Raw genomic sequence first — 16823 nt, 5'->3', positions numbered from 1 at the left:
CGACATGACCCGCCCTGCCGCCACCGTCATCCCGCCCACCGGCCACGAACAAGACTGGCTTGCCCTCGATGCGGCCGCCCCGGCCCCGGTGCCGCTCTACGACGTGGCCGCGATCCGCTGCATCGAGCACGCCGCGCTGGCGCAGTTGCCGGCCTTCACGCTGATGGCGCGCGCCGGCACGGCGGCGGCGCGCTGGCTCGCCTGCCATGCGCCCGATGGCCCGCTGCTGTTCCTGGCCGGCCCCGGCAACAACGGCGGCGATGCGCTGGTCGCCGCCACGCAGCTGCACCGCGCCGGGCGCGCGGTGCAGGTCTGGCTCGCCGCCGACCCGCAGCGCCTGCCCGCCGATGCCGCCACCGCGTGGCAGCAGGCGCAGGCCGCGGGCGTGCCGTCGAGCGTGATGGCGGAGCTGGACACCGCGCAGGACGCGCACTGGCCCGCGGGCACCGCCGCGATCGTCGACGGCCTGCTGGGCATCGGCCTGAACCGTCCCGCCGACGGCCGCATGGCGTGGTGGATCGCACAACTCAACCGCGCCGCGCTGCCGGTGTTTGCGCTGGACATCCCGAGCGGACTGTCCGCCGACACCGGCGCGGGCGCACCCGCCGTGCACGCCCAACGCACGCTGACCTTCATCGCCGCCAAGCCCGGGCTGCTGACGCTGGACGGGCGCGACTGCGCCGGCGCGGTCGAGATCGCGCCGATCGGCCTGGACTATCCCCCACGCGACACACCGCAGGGCCTGGTGAACGGCCCCGCGCTGTTCGGTGCCGCGCTGCCGCGCCGCCGCCATGCCAGCAACAAGGGCACGCATGGGGCGCTGGCCGTGATCGGCGGCAACCTCGGCATGACCGGCGCGCCGCTGCTTGGCGCACGGGCGGCGCAATGGCTCGGCGCGGGCAAGGTGCATATCGGCTTCCTGGCGCAGCCGGCACCGCTGCTCGATCCGCTGCATCCGGAGCTGATGCTGCATGCGGTCGACGCACTGGCGCTCGCGTCGATGTCGGCGCTGGTGATCGGGCCGGGCATGGGCACCGATGCCAACGCGCGCCAGCAGTTCGCGCGGCTGCTGCAGGCCACGACGCAGCCGCTGGTGCTGGATGCCGATGCCCTGAACCTGCTGGCCGCCGATCCGGCCCTGGCGGGTGCGCTGGCCACGCGTGGCGCAGCCACCGTGATGACCCCGCACCCGCTCGAAGCCGCGCGGCTGATGGGCGTGCCGGTGGCCGAGATCCAGCGCGACCGGCCCGCCGCCGCCGCCGCGCTGGCCGCGCAATGGCAGGCGGTGGTGGTGCTGAAGGGATCGGGCAGCGTGATTGCCGCGCCCGACGGCAGCCCGTGGACGCTGAACCCGACCGGCAACGCGGCGCTGGCCAGCGCCGGCACCGGCGACGTGCTGGCCGGCATGCTGGGCGCGCTGCTGGCGCAGGGCATGGCGCCGCTGGCCGCGGCGCAGGCGGCAGTGTGGATCCACGGCCGTGCCGCCGATGTGCTGGTCGAGCAAGGCACGGGTCCGGCAGGCGTCATGGCAAGCGAACTGTATGCGCCGGCACGCGCCATATTCAACCAGTTGCTGACCACGGCGCGCGCGTAAGCGCAAGTGCCGGCGGCGCTGGCCACACCTGCCGTCAGACAACGCCCGATACCCGCGCGGCGCCACGGCTGTTATGTTGCAAGTGGTAACGATATGACGCCGCCGCGAGCCTCGATGCCGTGATCGCTGGCGATATACTTATCGCTCCGTCTTGCAAGCCGGCAATGCCACGCGGCTCGCGCCCCGCAACCCCGCTAGTCCTGCACGCCAGTCCTGCATGCCCACTGACCTTCACGCCTGGAACGCCCTGCTGCGGCACCATGACACCCTTCGCGACGCCCAGATGCGCGACTGGTTCGATCGCGAAGGCGCACAGCGCGTCGCGCAATGCTCGCTCGAGGCCGCCGGCCTCTATCTCGATTACTCGAAGAACCGCATCACGCCGCAGACCATGCGCCTGCTGATGCAGCTCGCGGCCGAGGCCGGCGTCACCCGCCGTCGCGACGCGATGTTCGCGGGCGAGCATATCAACACCACCGAAGACCGCGCGGCCCTGCACGTGGCGCTGCGCGCCACCGCCGGCGCGGGCTACAAGGTCGACGGCGAAGCCGTGGTGCCGGCCATCCAGCAGGTGCTGGCGCGCATGCGCGACTTCTCCGGGCGCGTGCGCAGCGGCGCCTGGAAGGGCGCGACCGGCGAGCGCATCACCGATGTCATCAACATCGGCATCGGCGGCTCCGACCTGGGGCCGCGCATGGTGTGCCGGGCGCTGTCGCATCTCGCCGATGCCGATGGCAACACCGCGCCGCGCATGCACTTCGTCTCCAATGTCGACGGCACCGACCTGGCCGAGACCCTGGTGCGGCTGGATCCGCAGCGCACCCTGGTGATCGTCTGCTCCAAGACCTTCACCACGCTCGAGACCATGGCCAACGCGCACAGCGCGCGCGCGTGGTTTGTCGCCGGCGGCGTGGCGGAGCAGGACCTGGCCAAGCACTTCGTCGCGGTCTCGACCAATACCGACGCGGTGCGCGAATTCGGCATCGACCCGGCCAATATGTTCGAGTTCTGGGACTGGATCGGCGGACGCTTTTCGCTGTGGTCGTCGGTCGGCCTGTCGATCACGCTGGCGGTGGGCTTCGATGCCTTTGCCGACCTGCTCGCCGGCGGGCGCGCGATGGACGAGCATTTCCGCAGCGCGCCGCTGGAGCGCAACATGCCGGTGATCCTCGGCATGCTGGGCATCTGGTACCGCAACTTCTGGAACCTGCCCACCAGCTGCATGGCGCCCTACTCCACTTCGCTGGAGCTGTTCCCGGCCTTCCTGCAGCAGCTGGAGATGGAGAGCAACGGCAAGTCGGTGCAACTGGACGGGCAGCCCATCCGCGCGCATACCTCGCCGGTGGTGTGGGGCACCGCCGGCACCAACGGCCAGCACGCCTACTTCCAGCAGATCCACCAAGGCTCGCAGGTGGTTCCGGTCGATTTCGTCGCGCCGCTGGTGCCGCCGCGCCGGCTGCCGGGCCATCACGCCAAGCTGCTGGCCAATTGCTTTGCGCAGGCCGAGGCGCTGATGCGCGGACGCAGCGCCGACGAGCTGCGCGCCGCCGGGCTGAAGGACGAGGTGCGCATCGCGCATATGGTGTTCGACGGCAACCGCCCCAGCAACACGCTGCTGATGGAGGACCTGACACCCAACGTGCTGGGTGCATTGATTGCGCTGTACGAGCACCGCACCTTCGTGCAGGGCGTGGTGTGGCGCATCAACTCGTTCGACCAGTGGGGCGTCGAGCTGGGCAAGATCCTGGCCCGGCCGATCGAGGCCGAACTGGCCGGCACCGCCACCGGCCAGCACGATGCCTCCACCGCCGCGCTGATCGCGCGCGCCCGCGCGGTGCTGCGGGCGGGCGTGGCCAGCTAGCCGCTAGACCTCAACGCCAATCCATTCGTCGCTGGCCACGCGGCCGGCGTCGATGGTCAGCACGCGCCCGCAGCGCGACGCCACCGAGCGGTCGTGCGTGACCAGCACCAGCGTCGAGCCGGCGTCGCGGTTTAGCTCGAACATCAGCGCGATCACCGCTTCGCCGGTGGCGGTATCGAGGCTGCCGGTCGGTTCGTCGGCGAACAGGATGTCGGGGCGCGCGACGAAGGCGCGCGCCAGTGCCACGCGCTGCTGCTCGCCGCCCGACAGCGTGCGCGGGTAGTGGCCCAGGCGCGCGCCCAGGCCCACGCGCTGCAGCATGTCGACGGCGCGCTCGCGCACCTGCGCGGTCTCGCCGCGCAGCTCCAGCGGCAGCATCACGTTTTCCAGCGCGGTCAGGTGGCCCACCAGCTGGAACGACTGGAACACGAAGCCGACATGCCGGCCGCGCACCGCGGCGCGCTGGTCCTCGTCCAGCGCATACAGGTCGTGGCCCTGCAGCCGCACCGTGCCGGTGCTGGGGAGGTCCAGCCCGGCGAGCAGGCCCAGCAGCGTAGACTTGCCGGATCCGGACGCGCCCACGATGGCGAGCGTTTCGCCCGGCGTGACGGAAAACGTCACGTCGTGCAAAATCGTCAGCGAACCGGTCGTGTCGGCTACGGTCTTTCCAAGGGATTCGACTGCAAGAATGGAAGAAGACATGGATATAGGGATCCGAGGGAAAAAGCGCAGGCTGCTGCTGGCAGCCGGCATGGCGCTGGCGATTTCGGCTGCCGGACCGGCGCGGGCCCAGGCTCCGGCCAAGACCGCGGCCCGGGCCACCGCCCCCGCGCTGCTGGTACTGGGCGACAGCCTGTCGGCCGAATACGGCATCGCGCGCGGCGCGGGCTGGGTCACGCTGCTGCAGGACCGGCTGCGGCAAGAGCGCTTCGATTATAGCGTCGTCAATGCCAGCATCAGCGGCGAGACCACCATCGGCGGCAAGACCCGCCTGCCCGAGCTGCTGTCGCGGCATCGCCCCGCCATCGTGGTGATCGAGCTCGGCGCCAACGATGCGCTGCGCGGCCTGCCGCTGCAGTCCACCGAGGCCAACCTGCGCAACCTCGTCACCACGGCGCAGCAGGCCGGCGCCAGCGTGCTGCTGATCGGGATGCGCATACCGCCTAACTATGGCCAGGACTACACCGAAAAGTTCGTCTCGCTCTATCCCCGGCTGGCGGGCGAATACAAGGTGCGGCTGGTGCCCTTCTTCCTCGACCAGGTGATCGCGCGGCAGGACTGGTTCCAGCCCGACCGCATCCACCCGACCGCCGCGGCGCAGCCCGCCTTGCTCGAGACGGTGTGGCCGCAGCTCAAGCCACTGCTCAAGCGCAGCGCCGCGAAGTGACCACAAAAAAAACCCTGCCGCGTGGCAGGGGTTCTTGATTCAGGTGAGGCCGGCGTGGCGCCGGCCCGGCGCGGATCACTCGGCGCCTTGCTCCTGGGTCGCACCGGCCGGCGTCAGCAGCTTGACCTTGGAGCGCGCCTTCAGGCTTTCATAGAAGGCCTGCAGGTCGGTCTGGCCGGCCAGCTGCGCCAGCTGCTGCGCCTCGGCCTGGCGCCGGGCCGGATCGGCCTGTGCCGGCTGGCTGACCTTGGTGATGCGATAGACCGCATAGCCCTGCGCGCCCAGGTCGACCCCGACCAGCGCCGGCAGCTTGGCGGCATCGGCGCGCATCACCGCTTCCACCGCCTGCGGCGTCATGCCCTCGGCCTTGGTGCGCGACACCGTCTGCGCCGCGCCAAAGCCCTCGGCACTGTCGGCCTGCTTCAGCGCGGCCAGGCGCGCCTCGCCATCCTTGCGCGCCAGTGCCGCCGCCTGCTGCGCGATATAGCCTTCGCGCACCTGCGCTTCCACTTCCTCGAACTTGCGCACGGTCGCCGGGCGGTACGCGGCGATGCGCGCGGCCACCAGCGTGTTGGGGGCAACCTGTACGGCTTCGGTGTTGCGCTTGTTCTTGATCGCGTCGTCGCTGAACAGTGCCTTGAGCAGCTTCTCGTGGTTAAGCGGGCTCTGCGCGCCCAGCGCCGGATTCGGCTGGCGCGTGACGTTGTCGGCGGTCTGGATGGTCAGCTTGAACTTGTCGGCGGCGGGCTTGAGGCTGTCGGCCTGCTCGTAGACGGTATTGCCGAAGGCATCGGCCTGCTCGGCAAACTTCTTGTCGGCGAACTGCTTGCGCAGCTCGGCTTCCAGCTCGGTGCGCACGGCCTCCAGCGGCCTGGTTTCCGCGGGCTTGGTGCCGGTCAGCTTGATGATGTGGTAGCCGAAGTCGGTCTCGACCACGTCGCTGATCTGGCCTTCCTTGAGCGCGTACATGGCGTCCTCGAACGGCTTGACCAGCGCGCCGCGGCCCATGAAGCCGAGGTCGCCGCCCTTCTCGGCCGAACCCGGGTCCTGCGAGTTCTTGCGCGCGACGTCGGCGAAGCTGTCCGGCTGCTTGCGCACTTCTGCCAGCAGCTTGGTGGCCTTGTCCCTGGCGGCCTGGCGCTGCGCCGCCGGCGCATCCTTCGGCGCGCTGATCAGGATATGGCTGGCGCGGCGCTGCTCGTCGACGCGGAAGCGCGCGATATTGCTTTCGTAGTACGACTTCAGCTCTTCCGGCGTCACCGCCTGCGACGCGGCCAGGGCTTCGCCCGACAGCACCAGGTATTCCACCTTGGCCTGCTCCGGCACCGAGAAGTCCTGCTGGTGGCTGTCATAGTAGGCCTTCAGCGCGGCGGCATCGGGCTGCACCTTGGCGGTGTAGCCGGCCGGCTTGAACAGCAGCGCCTGCACCTCGCGCTGCTGGTCGCGCACCGCCATCAGGCGCTCGATCAGCGACTTCGGCACGAACGCGGTCGCGGCAATCGACCCGCCCAGCTGCTGCGTGGCCAGCTCGAAGCGCATGCGCGCATCGAACTGCTCGGGGGTCATACCCTGCGACTGCAGCAGTTGCAGGTAAGCCTTGTCGTCGATCTTGCCGTCCTTGCCGCGCGGCAGCTGCGCGATCGCCGGCAGGTTGCTGATCTCTTCGAGCAGCCTGGCGTCCGACACCGTCAGGTGCTCGCTGGCCACGACATTGGCCATCACGCGCTGCTGGATCAGTTGATCAAGCACGGCCTTGCGCGCCTCCGGGCCCTCGAACTGGCGCGGGTCATAGTTGGCGCCCAGGATCTGCCGCGCGCGCTCGCTCTGGTCGCGCACCACGTTGTCGACCTCCTGCACGCTGATGGCCCGGCCGTCGACCTTGGCGGCATCGTGCGAGCTGTCCATGAAGCGCGAATAGCTTTCCACGCCGAAGAACACGAACGACGGGAAAACAAGCACCAGCAGCAGCAAGAGCATCAGGCGCCGGTTGTTGCGTACGAAATCAAGCATGCGGATTCGGGTAGTGGATTGGCACGAAAGACAAACTCCGCGATTCTATCAGGAGCCGGTGGGCAAGCGCCCGATGTGCTGGGTGGCGAACATGAGCCACAAATGAAAAACGCCCGCGGGCGCGGGCGTTTCCTTGATACTGGCGGAGTGGACGGGACTCGCCTACGTGCCGCAGGCCGCTGCTGCGCCTGCAGGCGCAGCCCTTCGATTCCCGCCGGAAGCCGCGCAGGCGGCTTCCTTCACTCCGCAAAATGAAAAACGCCCGCTGGCGCGGGCGTTTCCTTGATACTGGCGGAGTGGACGGGACTCGAACCCGCGACCCCCGGCGTGACAGGCCGGTATTCTAACCGACTGAACTACCACTCCTGTGTCGGTGCCTGCTGCAGCGTACTTTCGTACCAGCGCCGCAGCAGAGAGGCCGAACTATAGCGTATGTTGCCGGATCAGCGCAATACGGGGACACGTTTAAATTTAGCTCCTCGCCCGAAGGGTCCGTCGCTGGTCCCTGCCCGCTAGTGTCATCCCGCTGTCACTTGCGCCCCGCACAATCACCCTCGTTCGGCCTTCCAGGCCATTCGCGGGGCCGCGCCGGTTGTCCTGCGGCGCACCGCACCAACGGTTGTCCTTGACACCCGTTTTTTTGCGGCTTGAATGAAAACGTTTTCATTTTCTTCTGCACCGACTGCTGCCGACTCCTGCACTGATTCCGATTCCTGCCGAATGCGCCGCAACGCCACCGCCCTCGCCGCTCCGCCCGCGCCATCCAATGGCGTGACCCTGGTCAATGTCGCCAGGGCCGCGAGCGTGTCGCTGGCGACCGCCTCGCGTGTGTTCAGCAATCCGGAGCTGGTCCGCCAGGACACCGCCGAGCGCGTCTTGCAGGCGGCGGGTGAGCTTGGCTTCCGCCCCAACCTGCTGGGCGCCAAGCTCCGGGCCCAGCGCTCGCGCATCGTGGGGGTCATGCTGCCGACGCTCGAGAATGCCGTGTTTGCCGAGTGCTGGCGCGGCATCGAGGAGGCGGCGCTGGCGCAAGGCTATTCGCTGATGCTCGTGACCAGCCGCTACGACCCGGCGCGCGAACGCGAGCGGATCGAATATCTGCTGCGTCACCGCGTCGACGGCATGGTGCTGACGGTGGCCGATGCCGCCCGCAGCGCGGTGCTGGAACAGCTGGATGCCGAAGGCGTGCCTTATGTCCTTGCGTACAACCAGGGAGCGCGCCGGGGCAAGCGCTATTCGGTATCGGTGGACAACCGCGTCAGCGCGCGCGCCGGCGTCGAGACGCTGATCGCTGCCGGGCATCGGCGCATCTCGGTGGTGTCGGGCGCCTTCGTCGCGTCGGACCGCGCCAGGCAGCGCCACATGGGTTACCAGGACGCGATGCGCGCGCATGGCCTGCAGCCGTTGCCGCCGCTGTCCCTGCCAGCGCATACGCCCACGCACACGCCGGCGGAGGTCGAGCGCATCCGGCGATTCGTCACAGCGCCATCCGCGCCCACCGCGCTGTTTTGTACCAACGACATGCTGGCGATCGGTGTGATTTCCATCCTGAAGCGCCTGGGACTGTCCGTGCCCGGCGATGTATCCGTGCTCGGCTACGACGGCATCGAACTCGGCCAGTTGCTGGAACCGCCGCTGTCCACCGTGGCGCAGCCCAACCACGAGATCGGTGCCCGCGCGCTGGGCTGCCTGCTGGCGCGGCTGGAGCCTGCCAGCGCCGGACCCGCACCTGACCCCCCCTTGCCGCGCGCGACGCTGCTGCCGCACGCGCTGCGCGCAGGCGCTACCGTCGGGCCGCCGGCCTAGCGGCACTGCAACCGAACCAGCGCCGACATCGGCCTCGTCCCACGCCGTTTTCCACCACCGTCGTATCTAGAAAAGGAGTGCATCATGCAATCGACTTCGTCCTGGCTGCGCCGCTTGCGCTGGCTGCTGCCCACGGTTGGCGCGGTCGTATTCAGCCACGCCGCGGCCGCGCAAACCGCAATCTGCTACAACTGCCCGCCGGAATGGGCGGACTGGGCAGCGCAGATCCGCGCGATCAAGGAAAAGACCGGCGTCACGGTGCCGCACGACAACAAGAACTCGGGCCAGTCGCTGGCTCAGATCGTCGCGGAAAAGGCCAACCCGGTGGCCGACGTGGTGTATTACGGCGTGACGTTCGGCATCCAGGCCCAGAAGGAAGGCGTGACGGCACCCTACAAGCCTGCCAACTGGAATGACATCCCCGACGGCCTGAAGGACCCGCAGGGCCACTGGTTTGCCATCCATTCGGGCACGCTGGGCCTGATGGTCAATGTCGACGCGTTGCGCGGCAAACCGGTGCCGCAGTCGTGGGCCGACCTGCAGAAGCCCGAGTACAAGGGCATGGTTGGCTATCTCGACCCGGCCAGCGCCTTTGTCGGCTATGTGGGTGCGGTGGCGATCAACCAGGCCCTGGGCGGCTCGCTGGACAACTTCGGCCCGGCCCTCAAGTTCTTCAAGGACCTGCAGAAGAACCAGCCCATCGTGCCGAAGCAGACCGCGTACGCGCGCGTGCTGTCCGGTGAAATCCCGATCTTGCTGGACTACGACTTCAACGCCTATCGCGCGCGCTACAAGGATCGCGCCAACGTTGCCTTCGTGATTCCCAGGGAGGGCTCGCTGGTGGTGCCCTACGTCATGAGCATGGTCAACAAGGCGCCGCACCCTGCGGAAGCCCGCAAGGTGCTCGACTTCGTGCTGTCCGACGCCGGCCAGTCGCTGTGGGCAAATGCCTATCTGCGCCCGGTACGGGCCAAGGCCGTGTCCAGGGAAGTGGAATCCCGCTTCCTGCCGGCCGCGGACTATGCGCGCGCGAAGACCATCGACTACGGCAAGATGGCCGAAGTGCAAAAGGCCTTCAGCGACCAGTACCTGAAGGAAGTGCGCTGACGCCGCGCCGGGGCGCGCGTCGGCCCCGGCCAGTCGCCCTCAAGATGGAGAAACCCATGCGCCGTCGCACCACTGCGCCAACCGCCCGTACGCTGATCGTCTTCGCGCTGCCGGCGCTGATCGTTTTCCTGGCGTTCTTCTGCCTGCCGATGGCCAAATTGCTGGCGGTCAGCGTGGCGGGGGAAAACGGCGCGGGAGTCTACTGGACCGTGCTGTCCAGCCCGCGCTACCTGCACAGCCTGCTGTCCACGGTGCTGTTGTCGGCCTCGGTGACGCTGGCCACGCTGGCGATCGCCGGCGTGGCGGGGACCTTCCTGCAGCGGCATCCGGTGCCGGGCAAGCCGGTGCTGGTCGCCATGCTGACCTTTCCGCTGGCCTTTCCCGGCGTGGTGATCGGGTTCATGGTGATCATGCTGGGCGGGCGCAACGGCCTGCTCGCATCGGTGGGCGACCTGCTCGCCGGCGAGCGCTGGACCTTTGCTTATGGCATGGCCGGGTTGTTTGTCGGCTACCTGTATTTCTCGATTCCACGCGTGATCCTGACCGTGATGGCGGCGGTCGAAAAACTCGACGCCTCGCTGGAGGAAGCGGCCCGCTCACTGGGCGCCGGCCGCTGGCGCGTGGTGCGCGACGTCATGCTGCCGGCGCTGATGCCCGCGCTGATCTCCAGCGGCGCGATCTGCTTCGCCACCAGCATGGGCGCGTTCGGCACCGCCTTCACCCTTGCCACGCAACTCGACGTGCTGCCGCTCACCATCTACAACGAGTTCACCAACTACGCCAACTTCGGCATGGCCGCCGCACTATCCATCCTGCTCGGTGTGGTGACCTGGGCGCTGCTGGCGGTGGCGCGTCATCTTTCCGGCAACGCGGTTGCCGCCACCGCGTAGGAGCAAGCATGAAGACCAACCGTCGCGGCTCCGCCTACTGGATCCAACTTGCACTGACGCTCGCCGTTTGCGCATTCATGACCGTCCCCGTGGCGCTGTCGGTGCTGGCCGGACTCACCAACAATATCTTCGTCGGGCTGCAGAGCGGCCTGACCACGCGGTGGGTCGAGGAAGTGTGGGGCCTGTACCGCAACACCATCTTCCTGTCGCTGTGGATCGCGCTGGCATGCCTGGCCTGCACGCTGGTGCTGGGCGTTCCGGCCGCCTATTACATGGCGCTGCGCCGCAGCCGCGTGACCCGGCTGATCGAGGAACTGCTGATGTTGCCGGTGGCGATCCCCGGACTCGCGACCGCACTCGGCCTGATCCTGTTGTATGGCGGCCTGCCATGGCTGCGCACCAGCTGGGTCTTCATCCTGATCGGGCATGTGTTGTTCACGCTGCCCTTCATGGTGCGCTCGGTGCTGGCCATCATGTCCGCCATCGATATCCGCACGCTCGAGGACGCCGCCGCCAGCCTCGGCGCGACACGGCTGCAGCGTTTTTTCACCGTGGTGCTGCCGAATTGCCGGCAAGGGATTCTCGCCGGCGCGCTGATGGTGGTGACGCTTTCGGTCGGCGAATTCAACCTGACCTGGATGCTCCATACGCCCACCACGCAGACGCTTCCGGTCGGACTCGCCGACAGCTATGCCTCGATGCGCCTGGAGATCGGCTCTGCCTACACCATCGTGTTTTTCCTGATGATCATTCCGCTGCTGGTGATCATGCAAATGGTGTCCGCGCTGGGTGCGCGGGCCCAACGACATGTGGTGCAGGACACGGCCATGCCGTTCGCCGGCACGGTCACCACTTCACTGAACCCACCTGGCGGCCTGGACAACGCGCCGCAGTCCCAGCCACAGCCGGAGGCCCCCCGCCATGCATGAGCCCACCACCATCGCCCTGCGCCAATGCGGCAAGACCTTCGCCGACGGCACGCGCGCGCTCGAACCGCTGGACCTGGACATCGGTGCCGGCGAAACTGTCGTGCTGCTCGGCCCGTCTGGCTGCGGCAAGACCACCACGCTGCGGATGATCGCGGGGCTGGAATTTCCCGATACGGGCGGCGAGGTCCTGTTCGGCGACGCAGCGGTCACGCATCTGCCGATCGAGCAGCGCGGCGTCGGCATGGTGTTCCAGAACTATGCCCTGTTCCCCAATATGACCGTGGCCGAGAATATCGGCTATGGCCTGCGCGTGCGCAAGGTCGACGCCCAGACCCGCCGGCGTCGGGTCGACGACATGCTCGCCATGATGCAGCTGGGCGCCTTCGCCAACCGGCGCGTCGACCAGCTGTCCGGGGGCCAGCGCCAGCGCGTGGCGCTGGCGCGCGCCATCGCCGTGCAGCCGCGTGTGCTGCTGCTGGACGAACCGCTGACGGCGCTCGACGCCAAGCTGCGTGATGCGCTGCGCGCCGACATCAACCAGCTGCTGCGCAGCCTGCGCATCACCACTGTGTATGTCACGCACGACCAGGCCGAGGCGATGGCGCTTGGCGACCGGATCATCGTGATGGACAAGGGGCACATCGCGCAAAGCGGCACGCCGCAGGACATCTACCGGCATCCGGCCAATGCCTTCGTCGCCGACTTCATCGGCACGATGAATCGCTTGCCGGCGGCTGCAGATCACCAGGTATGGCGCGTGCCTGGTGGCGCATTGCCGCGTGAGCCGCGGCACCTCGAGGTGGCGCAGGTGGAGCTGATGTTCCGGCCCGAGGACGTAGCGCTGGCCGACGCACCGAACGCGCCCGACGTCCATGTGGCCGGCAGTGTCGTCACGGCCCTGTTCCTTGGCCATGCGACCCGGCTGCTGGTCGATGTCGGCGCACCTTCCCCGATCGTGCTCGATACCGCGCAGCGCGACCGCTGGGTAGCCGGCGACCGCGTTGGCCTGCGCATCGATACCGGCCATCTGCTGACGGTGCCCGCTGCGCCCTCGGTGTCAGTAGGGAGCGCGGCATGATGCAGAGCGCCCCCCAGGCCACTCCCTACCTGGTCGCCCACATCACGGACCTGCATATCAAGGCGGGCGGCAAGCTCTCCTACCGGCGCGTGGATACCGCAGGCGCTTTGCGCCAGTGCATCGACACGCTGCTGGCGTTGCCTCAGCGCCCCGACATTGCGGTGGTGACCGGCGACCTGGTCGACTTCGGCAGCGAGGATGAATATCGCTTCCTGCGAGGGATCCTTGAATCCTTGCCGATGCCGGTGCGGCTGATGCCGGGCAATCACGACAGCCGCGGCGCACTGCGCCGCGTATTCGCAGATCACGCCTATCTGTTCGCCGCTGGCGATGCCGACGCGCCCGTGCACTACCGCATCGACGCGGGGCCGTTGACGCTGATTGCCTTCGACTGCACCGTGCCCGGCCATAGCGGCGGGCGCGTGGACCCGGATGCGCTGCCATGGCTGGAAGCCGCGCTGGCCGCCGACCCGCCGCGCCCCACCCTGCTGATGCTGCACCACCCGCCTTTCCACACCGGCATCGGCCATATGGACCGGCAGGGCCTGGAGAACGCCGCGCTGCTCGAGGCCGTGGTGCGGCGCCATCCGCAGGTGGAGCGGGTGCTGTGCGGCCATCTGCATCGGCATATCACCCGGCGCTTCGGCGGCACCATCGCCATGACGGCGCCCGGACCGGCGCACCAGGTCGCGCTGGACCTCGACCCGCAGGCGGCTTCGCGCTTCCGGATGGAGCCGCCGGGCATGCTGCTGCACTGGTGGCATCCCGTGCACGGACTGGTCACCCATGCCGTTGCCATCGGGGACCATGGACCTGCGTATCCGTTCTTCGATGCACAGGGGAAGCTGATCGATTGAGGCAGTGCCTGCACCACCGCGTCGGCGGTGTCATTGATGCGCATGGGCAATCGGGGACGATACCTGGCGCACTCAGGTCAGCGCAGCCAGCAGCCTGCACTGCGCCGACTCGCCGTCCGGCACGGGCGGGCGCGCATAGTTGCCTTCCGGCGTCATCATCCACGCTTCGCGCCGGTCGGAAAGATACGGCTCCAGCCCCTCGGCAACAATCCGCTCCTTCAAGCGGGTATCGAGCACGGGAAAACATATTTCGATGCGACGCGACAGGCTTCGTTCCATCCATTCCCCGCTCGACAGCATGACCTTGTCGGCGCCGCCGTCGTGGAAGCAGAAGATGCGCGAGTGCTCGAGAAACCGGCCCATCACCGATTTCACCGTGATGTGCTCGGACAGTCCGGCGACCCCCGGACGCAGCGCGCACGCGCCCCGCACGATCAGGTCGATGCGCACGCCCTGGCCTGACGCGTCGTACAGCGCCTGGATCAGTTCGGGCTCCAGCAGCGCATTCATCTTGGCGATGATGCGCCCCTTGCGCCCGGCCCTGGCATGCTCGGCTTCGCCCCGGATCGCCGCCAGCAACTGCTGCTTCAGCGTAAACGGCGATTGCCAGACATGGGTCATGCTTTGCGTCTGACCGCGGCCGGTCAGCTGGCTGAAGACCTGGGCCACGTCCTGGGTCAGCGCTTCATCGCAGGTCAGCAAGCCGAAATCCGTATAGCTGCGCGAGGTCTCGTGATGATAGTTGCCGGTGCCGAGATGCACATAGCGCCTGAGCCTTCCGTCCTCGCGCCGCACCACCATCAGGATCTTGGCGTGCGCCTTGAAGCCGACCACGCCATAGACCACATGCGCCCCCACTTCCTCGAGCTGCCCCGCCCAGCCGATGTTGGCCTCTTCGTCGAAGCGCGCCATCAGTTCCACCACGGCCGTGACCTCCTTGCCGTTGCGCGCCGCCTCGATCAGCGACGACAGCAGCGCCGAGTCGTGCCCGGCCCGATACACCGTCTGGCTGATCGCCACCACGTCCGGATCCTGCGCTGCCTGCCTGACGAAATCGACCACCGGCGCAAACGACTGGAACGGATGGTGCAGCAGGATGTCGCCATCGCGCATGGCGCGGAAGATATCGGGCTGGTCCCGCAGCGCCTTCGGCAGGCCCGGCCGGAAAGGCGGGTATTTCAGGTCCGGCCGGTCGACCTGGTCCGGCACCTGCATCAGGCGAACCAGGTTGACCGGGCCGTTGACCGCGAACACCTCGGCGGGCGCGAGGCCAAACTGTTCCTGCAGGAACGCGGTCATGGCGCGCGGGCAGTTGTCGGCCACCTCGAGCCGCACCGCGTCGCCAAGATGCCGGTGCGGCAGTTCGCCCTGCAGGGCCTCGCGCAGGTTCTTGACCTCTTCCTCGTCGACAAACAGCTCGCTGTTGCGCGTGACCCGGAACTGGTAGCAGCCGCGCACCGTCATGCCGCTGAACAGCTCGCCGACGTGGGCATGCAGGATCGAAGACAGGAACACGAAGCCGTGTTCGCATCCGGCGACCTCCGCTGGCAGCGCGATCACGCGCGGCAGCGCCCTGGGCGCCTGCACGATGGCATTGCCGGAGCTGCGGCCGAACGCATCCTTGCCCTCGAGTTCAACGGCGAAGTTCAGGCTCTTGTTCAGCACGCGCGGAAACGGATGCGCCGGATCCAGCCGGATCGGCGTCAGGACCGGCATCAGCTCGGCAAAGAAAAACTCGCGAATCCAGTCTTGCTGCGCGGCGTTCCACGATGGCCGCCGCAGGAAGCAGATCCGCTCCTGGGCCATGGCGGGAATCAGCACGTCATTGAACAGCCGGTACTGTTGATCGACCAGCTCACGCACCCGCTGGTTGACCGCGGCATAAACGGCCTGCGGCGTCAGCCCGTCCGGGCCGACCACCGGCGACGACAGCGCGCACTGTTCCCTCAATCCCGCCACGCGGATTTCGTAGAACTCGTCGAGATTGCTGCTGAAGGTGCACAGGGCCCGCAGGCGCTCGAGCAGTGGCATGGCGGGATCGGCCGCCTGCTGCAGCACGCGGTGAAAGAATTCCAGCTGGCCGAGTTCGCGGTTGATGTAGCGCGCATTGCCGTTGGCCAAGGTGGCCGCATCCGCCGGGTCGCGCCCGCGCGGATCCTGCGACTCGTCCTGCATGACGCCAGATTCGTGTCTCATGATGCCGTGCCAAGAGAAACTGTTTTCAGATTCTAGCTGGCGTATCGCGCATACCGGCGCGATTCCGCTTCCGGCGTTCGCGAAAGACGCCCTGCCTCGGAACACCCGTATCGAGACAATGTGACGCGGACACCAGCTAAGCGGTCTGCAAGGCGCCGCCGCGCGCCATGCGGCGGATCGCCTGCGGCGGTTGCCCGAAGGCGCGCAGGAAGGCCCGCCGCATGCGCTCGGGATCGCCGAAACCGGTATCCCGGGCCACCACGTCGATGGGGTGGCGTCCGCTTTCCATCATCAGCCGCGCCGCCTCCACGCGCAGGCGCTCCACGGCTTTGGCCGGGCTCTGCCCGGTTTCATCGCGGAACGCGCGAGAGAACTGCCGGGCGCTGAGGTGCGCGGCATTCGCCAGCTGCTCCACCGAGAGATCCTGCCCCAGGTTCTGCCGCGCGAAATCCAGCGCGCCACGAATGCGATCGGAGCGCGGCTCCAGGTCCAGCAGCGCCGAAAATTGTGACTGGCCGCCGGCGCGGCGATGGTACACAACCAGGCTCTTGGCCACGCCTCGCGCGACGGCGGCACCCACGTCTTTCTCCACCAGTGCCAGCGCCAGGTCGATGCAGGCCGACATCCCGGCCGAGGTCCACACCGGACCGTCGATGATAAAGATGCGGTCCTCCTCCACGCTGACGTCCGGGAAGCGGCGCCGCAACTCCTCCGCGTAATGCCAGTGGGTGGTGGCACGGCGGCCGGCCAGCAAGCCCGCCTCCGCCAGGGTGAAGGCACCGGTACAAGTCGCGCCGATGCGCCGCGAAGTGCGCGCCGCGCGCTGCAGGAACTTCACCAGCGCCGGCGGCGCAGGCAGGACGTCATTGTCTCCCACCACCAGCACGGTATCGAAGCGACGCCGGCCAAAGGGCGCGGTGCTGACGGCAAAGCCCCCGGAACTCGCCACGGGGCCGCCATGCTCGGACAGCAGGTGAACCTGGTACAGCGGCTCGCCAAGCGCCCGGTTGGCGAACTCGAGCACCGTCGACACCGCAAGGTTCAGCGCCTGGAAGCCGGGATAGAGGGCAATGGCCACATGGTGCATGGTGAACTCCTGATGGCGGTG

13 protein-coding genes and 1 tRNA gene are annotated in these 16823 nt (G+C 68.1%); 9 read left to right on the top strand and 5 right to left on the bottom strand.

Going from position 1 to position 16823, the window contains the following annotated elements; translation table 11 throughout:
* Window positions 1-4: 4 nt before the first annotated feature.
* Window positions 5-1594, top strand: coding sequence for an NAD(P)H-hydrate dehydratase (locus tag MKD38_RS22185; RefSeq protein WP_252680092.1), 1590 nt, complete (start codon window positions 5-7; stop codon window positions 1592-1594).
* Between the two features lie 217 nt (window positions 1595-1811).
* A complete protein-coding gene (gene pgi, locus MKD38_RS22180) occupies window positions 1812-3455 on the top strand; it encodes a glucose-6-phosphate isomerase (protein WP_252680090.1) in 1644 nt (547 codons plus the stop codon).
* Window positions 3456-3458: 3 nt separating this feature from the next.
* Here the strand turns inward: pgi and MKD38_RS22175 are convergent, their stop codons facing one another.
* On the bottom strand, window positions 3459-4157 hold the full coding sequence (locus tag MKD38_RS22175) for an ABC transporter ATP-binding protein (protein ID WP_252680088.1): 699 nt from the start codon (window positions 4155-4157) through the stop codon (window positions 3459-3461).
* Here MKD38_RS22175 and MKD38_RS22170 point away from each other — a divergent pair.
* On the top strand, window positions 4156-4842 hold the full coding sequence (locus MKD38_RS22170) for an arylesterase (RefSeq protein WP_252680086.1): 687 nt from the start codon (window positions 4156-4158) through the stop codon (window positions 4840-4842). The two genes, MKD38_RS22175 and MKD38_RS22170, sit on opposite strands and share 2 nt — an antisense overlap.
* Before the next feature lie 75 nt (window positions 4843-4917).
* Here the strand turns inward: MKD38_RS22170 and MKD38_RS22165 are convergent, their stop codons facing one another.
* Both MKD38_RS22165 and MKD38_RS22160 read right to left on the bottom strand, forming a co-directional pair.
* A complete protein-coding gene (locus tag MKD38_RS22165; RefSeq protein WP_252680084.1) occupies window positions 4918-6852 on the bottom strand; it encodes a SurA N-terminal domain-containing protein in 1935 nt (644 codons plus the stop codon).
* A gap of 289 nt (window positions 6853-7141) precedes the next feature.
* Window positions 7142-7218, bottom strand: a tRNA-Asp gene (locus MKD38_RS22160).
* A 354-nt stretch (window positions 7219-7572) separates the two neighbouring features.
* Here MKD38_RS22160 and MKD38_RS22155 point away from each other — a divergent pair.
* The 6 genes from MKD38_RS22155 (at window position 7573) to MKD38_RS22130 (ending at window position 13519) form a co-directional block, all read left to right on the top strand.
* Window positions 7573-8658 (top strand): LacI family DNA-binding transcriptional regulator, encoded by a 1086-nt coding sequence (locus tag MKD38_RS22155; RefSeq protein WP_252680082.1) that lies wholly within the window; start codon window positions 7573-7575, stop codon window positions 8656-8658.
* 84 nt (window positions 8659-8742) lie between these two features.
* On the top strand, window positions 8743-9765 hold the full coding sequence (locus tag MKD38_RS22150; protein ID WP_252680081.1) for an ABC transporter substrate-binding protein: 1023 nt from the start codon (window positions 8743-8745) through the stop codon (window positions 9763-9765).
* Between the two features lie 56 nt (window positions 9766-9821).
* Window positions 9822-10655, top strand: a complete 834-nt coding sequence (locus MKD38_RS22145; RefSeq protein WP_062799089.1) for an ABC transporter permease — start codon at window positions 9822-9824, stop codon at window positions 10653-10655.
* An 8-nt stretch (window positions 10656-10663) separates the two neighbouring features.
* Window positions 10664-11584 (top strand): ABC transporter permease, encoded by a 921-nt coding sequence (locus MKD38_RS22140; protein ID WP_252680079.1) that lies wholly within the window; start codon window positions 10664-10666, stop codon window positions 11582-11584.
* Window positions 11577-12662 (top strand): ABC transporter ATP-binding protein, encoded by a 1086-nt coding sequence (locus MKD38_RS22135; protein WP_252680077.1) that lies wholly within the window; start codon window positions 11577-11579, stop codon window positions 12660-12662. Before MKD38_RS22140 ends, MKD38_RS22135 begins: the two co-directional genes overlap by 8 nt.
* Entirely contained in the window at window positions 12659-13519 is an 861-nt protein-coding gene (locus MKD38_RS22130) for a phosphodiesterase (RefSeq protein ID WP_252680075.1), read from the top strand. Before MKD38_RS22135 ends, MKD38_RS22130 begins: the two co-directional genes overlap by 4 nt.
* A gap of 72 nt (window positions 13520-13591) precedes the next feature.
* Here the strand turns inward: MKD38_RS22130 and ppk1 are convergent, their stop codons facing one another.
* Window positions 13592-15715, bottom strand: a complete 2124-nt coding sequence (ppk1, locus tag MKD38_RS22125; protein WP_252680072.1) for a polyphosphate kinase 1 — start codon at window positions 15713-15715, stop codon at window positions 13592-13594.
* A 136-nt stretch (window positions 15716-15851) separates the two neighbouring features.
* Entirely contained in the window at window positions 15852-16802 is a 951-nt protein-coding gene (locus MKD38_RS22120; protein ID WP_252680070.1) for a GlxA family transcriptional regulator, read from the bottom strand.
* Window positions 16803-16823: the final 21 nt, after the last annotated feature.

The sequence above is a fragment of the Cupriavidus sp. WGlv3 genome, from assembly GCF_023952475.1.
In the GTDB taxonomy this organism is placed as follows: domain Bacteria; phylum Pseudomonadota; class Gammaproteobacteria; order Burkholderiales; family Burkholderiaceae; genus Cupriavidus; species Cupriavidus phytorum.
The sequence above is the reverse complement of the archived record's forward strand: the minus strand, read 5'-3'. Positions and strand labels throughout refer to the sequence as shown.